Below are 10526 nucleotides of genomic sequence, written 5' to 3'. Positions count from 1 at the left end.
ATGCAGCGCAAAGGCAATTTGTTCTTCCGTAAACTTGCTGGTCTTCATGAGCTTCTCCTCTTCGTTTGGCTCAGTTTAACCGCTTTTTTCTAATTATCCCTGATACACTTTTTTGGGAGGACGTCATGGCAATATCGATAAAAAGGTTTAGATGTGAACAAATTAGGTATTTTCTCTGCAAACATTCCATACCCAAGCAATCCTTGAAATAAAGAATCGGCATCTAACTCAGCAAATTGAGCGTGATAACTTTGAATTGTTTTATGAAACTTCATTATTTAACCTCCAACTTCGCCACATTCAACGCCAAACACTTAATTCCATACGACCCACCAAAATTCACATACGCACGCGTGTCCTCGCCCGAGCCTTCGAGTTTGACCACCACCCCGTCGCCAAATTTGGCGTGATGCACCGCTTGGCCGACGCGAAAGCCCATGGTGTTGTTCTCATCTTTTTTATACGAGCCGAATGATGGCGTGGCGACTTCAGAGGCGGTGTTGTCCCACGCGGTGTAGACTGAGGCGCGTGGCGTGAGCCATTTCAGCGACGCTTCGGGTAGCTCGTCGAGGAAGCGCGATTTGATGCCGTAGCGGGTTTGACCGTGGAGCATGCGCTGTTGTGCGAGGGTCATATAGAGGCGGTCTTGGGCGCGGGTGATGGCGACGTACATGAGGCGGCGTTCTTCTTCGACGCCACCTTGCTCATTGAGGCTATTTTCATGCGGAAATAAGCCCTCTTCTAAACCCAAAATGAATACGGTTTTAAACTCCAAGCCTTTCGCAGCGTGCACGGTCATGAGCTGCACGGCGTCTTGACCTGCTTGGGCTTGGTTGTCGCCAGCCTCTAACGCCGCGTGACTGAGAAAGCCTGCGAGCGGTGTGATGATGGTGTTGTCTGTGTCGCTTTGTAGAGCCGTGGCGTCACTGGCATGGCCTTCGATTTGGGTGAATGCGGCAGCGGCGTTGACCAATTCGTTTAAGTTCTCGATGCGGTCTTGCCCTTCTTTTTCGTTTTTATAATGCGCGATGAGCGTGCTGTGTGCGATGACGTGGTCGACGAGTTCAGGCAGCGGCAAATGCTGCGTGTCAAAACGCAATGCATCAATCATGCGGGTAAAGCCCATAAGTTTCGCCGCGCCCGAACCCGTGGCAAAAGGTACAGCTGACCACAGCGAGCAATTGTGTAGACGTGCAGCGTCTTGGAGTAGTTCCAATGTACGCGCACCAATGCCACGCGCAGGAAAGTTCACAACGCGAATAAATGCGGTGTCGTCATGGGGATTGTCCAGTAGACGCAGATACGACAGCGCGTGTTTTACCTCTGCACGTTCAAAAAATCGCAAGCCGCCGTAGACGCGATACGGGATACCTGCGTTAAACAAACCATGCTCAATCACACGCGACTGCGCATTCGCACGGTACAGCACGGCGATGTCGCGGCGCATTTGGCCTTCGTTAATCTGCGCTTTGATTTCTTCGATGACAAACTGTGCTTCTGAGAAGTCACTGGCCGCCTCATAAATCCGCACAGGTTCGCCGTGGCCTTTGTCTGTCCAGAGATCTTTACCGAGTCGGTTGGTGTTTTGGCTAATCAGCTCATTCGCCGCGTCGAGGATGTGGCCGAATGAGCGGTAGTTTTGCTCTAACTTAATCAGATTGTTTTTCGCAAATTCGGCTTCAAACAAGCGCATATTCTCCACTCGCGCGCCACGAAAAGCGTAGATGGATTGGTCATCGTCACCGACGGCCATGAGCACGGTGTTTTGTCCTGCGAGTAGCTTAATCCACGCGTATTGCAGATTATTCGTGTCTTGAAACTCATCAATTAAGATATGCGCAAAACGAGCCTGATAGTGCGCACGCAACGCATCATTTTTTGACAAGACTTCATAAGCACGCAGCAATAACTCGGGGAAATCCACCACGCCTTCGCGCTGACATTGGGCTTCGTAGGCAACGTAAATCTCGACCATTTTCCGTTGAAAAAAGTCACCCGTGTCACAGTCGGCGGGACGCAAGCCTTCTTCTTTCGCACCGTTGATGAAGTATTGCACTTGCTTGGGTTGGAATTTTTCCGTATCGATGTTCATCGCTTTAAGCAAACGCTTAATCGATGATAGCTGATCGGCCGTGTCCAAAATCTGAAACGCCTGCGGCAGATTCGCATCACGATAATGCGCACGCAAAAAGCGATTGCACAAGCCATGAAACGTGCCGACCCACATGCCTCGTGTGTTAATTGGCAAGAGGCTCGACAAGCGCGTCATCATTTCTTTCGCGGCTTTGTTGGTAAAAGTCACGGCTAAAATGGATTGCGGCGTGACCTGCCCCGTGCTAATGAGCCACGCCATGCGCGTGGTGAGCACGCTGGTTTTGCCCGAGCCTGCACCCGCGAGGACGAGTGCAGATTGACTGGGCAATGTAACCGCTTGCAATTGCGTGGGGTTTAAGCGAGACATTTGTTGTTCGAATGGGGTCATGCGATGATTTCTGAAAAAGTGAACGTTGTTCGGTGTTCAGTGAGGCTTAAGATTTAAGATACAACCAGCCAGAATATCAAGGTGCATCAATGCAAGCCATACGCTGCATGATGACTAAACCCCGACATTTTACAGGCTCAGCCTGCTATCATGATGCCTTTCGTGCGTCTATTTCTCTCCTCAATGAACACAAGCCCCACCGCCTTATCCGTCTTACAAAACACCTTCGGTTACCCTGATTTTCGTGGTGAACAAGCTCAGATTGTCGAACAAGTCATAAATGGTGGCGATGCGCTGGTGCTCATGCCAACGGGCGCAGGTAAATCATTGTGCTATCAAATCCCCGCGTTGGTGCGCGAGGGCGTTGGCGTGGTGGTATCACCACTGATTGCACTGATGCAGGATCAAGTTGATACATTGAAAGAATTGGGCGTTCGCGCGGCGTTTCTGAACTCCACCCAAAGTTATGAGGAAGAGGCGGCTGTTGAGGCTGCTTTGCGCCGTGGCGAACTTGATTTGCTGTATGTCGCGCCAGAGCGATTGCTGATGCCGCGTTGCTTGGGTTTATTACAATCCTGCAAGATTGCTTTATTTGCGATTGATGAAGCACATTGTGTGTCACAGTGGGGGCATGATTTTCGTCCTGAGTACATCAAATTATCGGTGCTACACGAGCTATTTCCGAACGTACCGCGTATTGCACTCACTGCCACGGCAGACGCTCAAACGCGCGAGGAAATGGTGCTGCGCTTGCAGTTTGAGAATGCGCGCAAGTTTGTCTCATCATTTGACCGCCCTAACATCCGTTACACTATTGTCGAGAAAACCAATGCACGACTACAGCTAATTAACTTTATCAAAGCCAACCACGCCGATGAAGTCGGCATTGTCTACTGCCTCTCACGCAATAAAGTCGAAGAAACCGCTGATTTTTTGGTCAAAAATGGTTTCGATGCCCTACCTTATCACGCAGGGCTACCACTCGAAGTGCGTCAAGCCAATCAAGCCAGATTCCTACGAGAAGACAACATCATCATGGTCGCCACCATCGCATTCGGCATGGGCATTGATAAACCCAACGTGCGCTTCGTCGCACACCTTGATTTGCCCAAAAGCATGGAAGGCTACTACCAAGAAACCGGCCGTGCAGGCCGTGATGGCGAGCCGTCAAACGCCTGGATGGCCTATGGCCTGCAAGACGTGGTACAACAACGCCGCATGATTAGCGAATCCGATGGCTCAGACGATTTCAAGCGCGTACAAAACAGCAAACTCGACGCCATGCTCAATCTGTGCGAAACGCTCACCTGTCGCCGCGTTCACCTGTTGCGCTACTTTGACCAAACCAGTGAGGCGTGTGGCAACTGTGACACATGCCTGAACCCACCGCAATCCATTGATGGTACTGAGCAGGTACAAAAACTATTATCCTGCGTGTACCGCGTCGGCCAGCAATTCGCCACAGGTCACGTGATTGATGTCTTACGCGGCAATACAACTGAGCGCATTGAGCAGTTTCGCCACACAGACTTATCCACTTTCGGCATTGGCAAAGACACGTCTGAAGCCGAATGGCGCGCAGTGATCCGTCAAGCCATCGCTCAAAATTTATTATTCATTGACTTTGATTTATACAACGCACTCAAACTCAGTGATGCCGCACGTCCCGTTCTCAAAGGCGAAACCAGTATTCGCCTGCGTCAGTACAGCAAACCTGCCAAACAAAAAATCAGCAAAGCCAGCAGTGCAAACATCGGTGATGCAAACTTGTCCGATCTTGAAAAATCCATCTTCAACGCCTTGCGTTCGTGGCGATTCGATACGGCAAAAAACCACAACGTGCCTGCTTACGTGATTTTCCATGACGCCACGCTGCGTGAAATCGCCTTAGAAAAACCCATGCACGTCTCTGACTTACGTGGCTTATCAGGGATTGGCGACAAAAAATTAGACAACTATGGCGCAGCGATTGTCGAAGTGGTGACTCAATTCATTTAGACCGCGCATGAACGCACACCATGAACTTTTGTTAGAATCACATCTTTACCTTCACAAGAGCGCACATCATGGGTTCACTCGACTTTTACTTTGATTTTTCATCGCCTTACGGCTACTTCGCCAGCACACGCATCAACGAGCTGGCCAAACGCTACAACCACCGAGTCGATTGGCATCCGTTCGCAGGTGAAGCATTCAAGCCTTCAACCACAGGCACATCACTCGTGCAAAATCCTGCCAAACGCGATTACACTCGCAAGGACTATGTGCGCAGCGCAGCTTTTCACCAAATCCCCTTTAAATTGCCTTCTGTATTTCCACTCGAAACACGCATTGCGGCACGCGCCGTCATGTGGACAGAATCAAAATTCGGTGAGGACAAAGGCATCGCTTTGGCGCAAGCGATTTTCAAAGCCTACTATGTCGAGGACAAAAACATTGGCGATCCACAAACACTTGTGGCGATTGGTGAAGCCCTCGGCTTAAATGGTGAAGAACTCACACAAGGTATCAACGACTCCTTCACCAAAGAGCAGGTTCGTGCAGAGCTCGACTTGGCCACCGCGCGTGGGGTGTTTGGTTCACCTTTTGTCCTACTCGATGGCGAGCCTTTTTGGGGCTTTGACCGCTTAGACCAACTCGAAGCTGCCCTGCAAGCCAAATCTGCTTAACCCATCATGCGGCCAGCAGACAGACTCGAGATGTTTCGCCGCCTGCGCGAGGCCAATCCGAACCCCACCACAGAACTAACCTACACCAGTCCTTTTGAACTGCTGGTCTCTGTGGTGTTGTCCGCACAAGCAACCGACGTCGGCGTTAACAAGGCAACAGCAAAGCTCTATCCCGTTGCCAACACACCCGAAACCATCTACGCACTCGGCGAGGATGGCCTCATCCCCTACATCAACACCATCGGCCTGTATCGCAGTAAAGCCAAGCACGTCATCGGCTTATGCAAAATGCTCATCGAATTACACACCAGCACTGTGCCAAATGACCGAGCCTCACTCGAAGCACTGCCTGGTGTGGGTCGAAAAACCGCCAATGTGGTTCTGAATACAATATTCAAACAACCCACCATGGCCGTCGATACCCATATCTTTCGACTCGCCAATCGAACAGGCTTGGCCACAAGTAAAACCGTATTGGATGTCGAAAAAAAACTGCTGAAAAATATCCCAGCAGAGTTCATGCTCGATGCACACCATTGGCTGATTTTACATGGGCGTTATGTCTGTCAAGCACGCAAACCCAAATGCGGTGAATGCATCATTGTGGATTTATGCGATTACAAAGCAAAGACGGTTTAACGCATTTCAAAAAAAACGGGCAAAAATGCCCGTTTTTTGTTTTGCCCTTTAATCACTTCACACTTTTAAGCTCTGCGCCATTAACTCAGCCTGCTCTTTTGCCAATTTCGCATCCTCTGCTTCGACCATCACACGAATCAATGGCTCAGTGCCCGATGCGCGTATGAGAATACGGCCTGTATCACCCAACGCTTGCTCAGCCTTGGCTTTCGCGGCATTTAGCCCTGCGTGATTCTGCCAGTCAAAACCTTTCTCAACCCGAACATTAATCATCGTTTGCGGATACATACTCATCGGCTGCACGAGTTGTGCCAGCGTTTGACCAGATCGACGCATTGCAGCGAGCACTTGTAACGCACTGACAATGCCGTCACCTGTGGTGTGTTTGTCCAAACACAAAATATGCCCTGAGCTCTCGCCACCATATAACCAGCCACGCTCCTTGAGCTGCTCAAGCACGTACCTATCGCCCACTTTAGCACGAGCAAACTCAATGCCTAAGCGTGTCAGAGCTTTTTCTAAACCCAAATTGCTCATAAGCGTCCCGACCACGCCTGTGATGGGTGTGGCTGCGTGCTGCGTCGCTGCGATGGCATATAGCAATTGATCGCCGTCATAGGCCACGCCGCGGGCATCAACCATCACCACACGATCAGCGTCGCCATCAAGCGCAATCCCCAAATCTGCATGATTCGCACGTACACTGCGCATCAACGCATCAGGCGCTGTCGCCCCCACTTGATCATTGATATTCAGACCATTCGGGGAAACACCGATGGTAATAACCTCAGCGCCCAACTCATGCAGTACTGGCTGGGCGATGTGGTATGCCGCACCATGTGCCGCATCAACCACGATTTTTAGACCGCGCAAATCAAACTCATTGGGAAATGTCGATTTACAAAACTCAATGTAACGCCCCGCCGCATCTTCCAACCGTTTGGCTTTACCTAGCTTTTCAGAGCTCACACAACTCATTTCTAAATCAAGTTGCGCCTCAATTTCCAACTCTTTTTCGTCGGACAACTTGTCGCCTTTGGCAGAAAAAAACTTAATGCCATTGTCTTCAAATGGGTTGTGAGAAGCCGAAATGACCACGCCAGCCTGTAAACGCAAAGCACGAGTCAAATAAGCAATCGCTGGTGTCGGCATCGGCCCACACAGCATCACATCGACACCAGCCGCTGCAAATCCAGCCTCTAAAGCTGCTTCGAGCATATAACCCGAAATCCGCGTATCTTTACCAATCAGCACACAAGGACGCGCCACAGCAAGATCATGTGCCAAAACTTTACCAGCAGCATAACCGAGCTTCATCACAAAATCGGGGGTAATGGGGTACTGCCCCACACGTCCGCGCACACCGTCGGTGCCGAAATATTTACGTGCCATGAAAGTCCTTTGATGATGTTATTGATGTTGTATATGACAGAATGGCAAAGCTACCCTGTTAACATCCATACTTTATATTTTTTAGAATAAACCCACAAATTAAAAAGGGTTCTAAAACGAACCCAATTATCTCACATCAAGCTTGTTGACTCAATGCCGCCCAGACGTTCAATGCATCAACCGTCTCCGCCACATCATGCACACGCACCACATGCGCACCTCGTGTCGCTGCATACACTGCCGTGGCCACACTACCCGCCATGCGCTGCGCGACGTCTTTACCTGTCAACTCACCAATCATGCGCTTTCGAGAAGCTCCGATGAGCACAACGGCCTGTGTTTGCTGACGAATGTGTTCTATCGCATTAATGAGCTGGATGTTATGAAACAGGGTTTTACCAAAGCCAATACCTGGGTCAACACAGATGCGATTGGACTCAATGCCCACGAAATTCATTCGTTCAATTTGTAACGCCAAAAAATCGGCTACCTCCACCACCACATTGTCATAGCTGGGTTGCTCTTGCATGGTCTGAGGCTTGCCCTGCATGTGCATAATGCACAAGCCACACCCACTGTCAGCCACAGCGTCAATGGACACCGGATTATTAAAACCACACACATCATTTATAATATCTACACCCAACGCCAACATTTCACGCATCACATAAGGCTTGTAGGTATCAATCGAGATTGGCACACCACAGTCTTTGAGCGCATCAACAATCGGCAACAACCGACACAACTCCTGACACACCGATAACGGTTGAGCCCCTGGACGCGTAGACTCGCCGCCTATATCGAGAATATCCGCACCCGCAGCAATCATCTCCTGCGCACGAGCCAGTGCTGCGGCAGGTTCAACGAATTGCCCCCCATCCGAAAATGAGTCATCCGTCACATTCAGCACCCCCATGATATAAGGACGCCCACGCTGCGTCAGAGGTAACGCATAACGACCGCACTGCCAAACATTAAGCGCACTGTGTGTTGAATTGAATAAGTACTGCTGAGTTGATGACATGAGTTCCTCTACACGTTCTTTCGGGCATTATAGTGGGTTTAGAGTCCCTTTGCAGAAACAGTAATCCAGAACAACTCAACCAAAAAACCGTTTAACATTTACGATTGAGGGATTCATTCTCATGGTCAGTAGAAACAAAACCCGTCAAGGCCTACAATACTTAGCGGGTACACTAGCCTGTGCCATGATAGCAACAGTAGCAGGCTTGTCAGTCTTATCCATCACTTCACCAATAGTTTAAATAGCAGGAGCGTCAAAAGGCTTCTATAGAAAAACGCCCACAATACTGTGGGCGTTTTATCAAAACTCATCAAATTTTTGATGTTTCAAACTTAGAACAGAGGTGGCTTATTTCCATCAGCCCCGTTGTTCGGCGACGCCACAGGAGTCACAGGTGGGGCAGCCACGGCATCCGCAACAACAACTTCCGGCGTGACCACTGGTGGTGGCGCGTCATCATGAGGTGCAGGTACCGCATCTACTGAGACCTCTTTGGGTGGACGTGGCGGGAAACCTGCCATGATGTCTTTGACCTGATCCGAGTCAATGGTTTCCCACTCCATCAAAGCCGCTGTCATGGCCTCAACTTTTTCGTAATGTGTGCGCAGCAAGTGCATCGCCAAGGCATATTGCTCATCGAGAATACGGCGAATCTCCGCATCCACGCGTTGTTGGGTGTCTTCTGACACCGAGCGATTAAAGCTCATGCCTGTTGGGCCATTGTCATTGTCAATGTAAACCATAGGGCCGAGCGCATCGGTCATCCCATAACGAGCCACCATATCACGGGCCAGTGCCGTGGCGCGCTCAAAGTCATTGGACGCACCCGTACTACGCGCACCCAAGAAAATCTCCTCCGCCGCACGACCACCGAACAAAATCGTAATTTCTTCCAATATATTGTGCGCATACTTTGAGTAGCGGTCATGCTCAGGCAACTGCCATGTCACACCGAGTGCCCAACCACGCGGCATAATCGTCACCTTGTGTACCGGGTCAGCATTGGGCAACAAAGCCGCGACAACTGCGTGACCAGACTCATGATAGGCCGTCGCACGACGTTCTTCTTCGCGCATCACGGTTGAGCGACGCTCAGGCCCCATATACAGCTTATCTTTCGCATCTTCAAAGTCAATCATTTCGACCAAGCGTTTGTTGCGACGAGCGGCAAATAATGCTGCTTCATTGACCAGATTGGCCAAATCAGCGCCCGAGAAACCAGGTGTCCCGCGTGCCAACACAGACAAATCAATGTCTTTGGCCAGCGGCACTTTACGCACATGCACGCCCAAAATTTGCTCACGGCCACGGATGTCTGGCAAACCCACATACACTTGTCGATCAAAACGACCTGGACGAAGCAAGGCTTTATCCAGCACATCAGCTCGGTTGGTTGCCGCAATCACAATCACGCCTGAGTCGCCTTCAAAACCATCCATCTCAACCAACATTTGATTCAATGTTTGCTCGCGCTCGTCATTGCCCCCGCCCGTACCCGAGCCACGATGACGACCGACCGCGTCAATCTCGTCGACGAAAATGATACACGGTGCTTGTTTTTTCGCCTGCTCAAACATATCACGAACACGCGAAGCACCCACACCAACGAACATTTCCACAAAATCCGAACCAGAAACACTAAAGAACGGCACACGCGCTTCACCAGCAATGGCTTTTGCCAATAACGTTTTACCTGTCCCTGGAGGGCCGACAAGCAAAACGCCATGAGGAATAGAGCCACCGAGCTTTTGGAATTTTTGGGGGTCTTTTAAGAAATCAACGATTTCTTTAACTTCTTCCTTCGCCTCATCACAGCCAGCGACATCCGAAAAAGTAACGCTTTTCGCCGATTCGTCTTGCAGACGTGCACGCGAACGTCCCACGGACATCACTCCATTTTTACCACCTTGCATTTGGCGCATCATGAAAAACAACAAACCACCAATCAACAACAAAGGCAGCAGCGAGAAAAACAACTGTTGCAAAAAGCTTTGACCCTCAACTTCTTTGGCCACCACTTTGACATTCGCAGCCAACAACGTCTTGACCATCTGATCATCAGGAGGCGCAACCAATTTGTAAGGTGAGCCTTCAACAGGGGTCACCATTAACTCATTGCCTTGAATTTGCACTTCTTTAATTTTGCTAGACTGTGCAGCCGTCATGAACTCACTGTAGCTCACAGGCTCTACCTTGGGCTTTCGACTCGTTTCAATGCCTTGGAAAACGCTGTAAACCAGCATCAAACCAAGCACCCAAAAAGCGATGCGCACTAAACCATTGTTTTTCAATTCACACTCCTCGTGTTTTAACCTTGTGA

7 protein-coding genes are annotated in these 10526 nt (G+C 50.1%); 3 read left to right on the top strand and 4 right to left on the bottom strand.

The genetic code is table 11. The annotated features are described in order from the left end of the window. Positions 1 to 274: 274 nt before the first annotated feature. The gene (locus IE082_RS09605; RefSeq protein WP_229809807.1) at positions 275 to 2482 is read right to left on the bottom strand and encodes a UvrD-helicase domain-containing protein; all 2208 of its coding nucleotides are present in this window, start codon (positions 2480 to 2482) and stop codon (positions 275 to 277) included. A gap of 153 nt (positions 2483 to 2635) precedes the next feature. Here IE082_RS09605 and recQ point away from each other — a divergent pair, with 153 nt between their 5' ends. The 3 genes from recQ to nth all read left to right on the top strand — a co-directional run bounded on the left by recQ (position 2636) and on the right by nth (position 5790). After that, complete coding sequence (recQ, locus tag IE082_RS09600; RefSeq protein WP_229809809.1) at positions 2636 to 4480, top strand: DNA helicase RecQ; 1845 nt, start codon at positions 2636 to 2638, stop codon at positions 4478 to 4480. Positions 4481 to 4548: 68 nt separating this feature from the next. Continuing rightward, on the top strand, positions 4549 to 5151 hold the full coding sequence (locus IE082_RS09595) for a 2-hydroxychromene-2-carboxylate isomerase (RefSeq protein ID WP_229809806.1): 603 nt from the start codon (positions 4549 to 4551) through the stop codon (positions 5149 to 5151). 6 nt (positions 5152 to 5157) lie between these two features. After that, entirely contained in the window at positions 5158 to 5790 is a 633-nt protein-coding gene (nth, locus tag IE082_RS09590; protein WP_189493696.1) for an endonuclease III, read from the top strand. A gap of 57 nt (positions 5791 to 5847) precedes the next feature. On the opposite strand, the gene glmM is transcribed toward nth, so the two are convergent. From glmM to ftsH, 3 genes are all read right to left on the bottom strand, one after another. Continuing rightward, the gene (glmM, locus tag IE082_RS09585; protein WP_189493695.1) at positions 5848 to 7182 is read right to left on the bottom strand and encodes a phosphoglucosamine mutase; all 1335 of its coding nucleotides are present in this window, start codon (positions 7180 to 7182) and stop codon (positions 5848 to 5850) included. Between the two features lie 136 nt (positions 7183 to 7318). Next, positions 7319 to 8206, bottom strand: coding sequence for a dihydropteroate synthase (gene folP, locus IE082_RS09580; RefSeq protein WP_189493694.1), 888 nt, complete (start codon positions 8204 to 8206; stop codon positions 7319 to 7321). A 332-nt stretch (positions 8207 to 8538) separates the two neighbouring features. After that, positions 8539 to 10497 (bottom strand): ATP-dependent zinc metalloprotease FtsH, encoded by a 1959-nt coding sequence (ftsH, locus tag IE082_RS09575; protein ID WP_268244693.1) that lies wholly within the window; start codon positions 10495 to 10497, stop codon positions 8539 to 8541. Positions 10498 to 10526 lie beyond the last annotated feature (29 nt).

The sequence above is a fragment of the Formosimonas limnophila genome, assembly GCF_014652675.1.
Taxonomy (GTDB): domain Bacteria; phylum Pseudomonadota; class Gammaproteobacteria; order Burkholderiales; family Burkholderiaceae; genus Hydromonas; species Hydromonas limnophila.
This window is presented reverse-complemented; position numbering and strand designations above follow the sequence as displayed.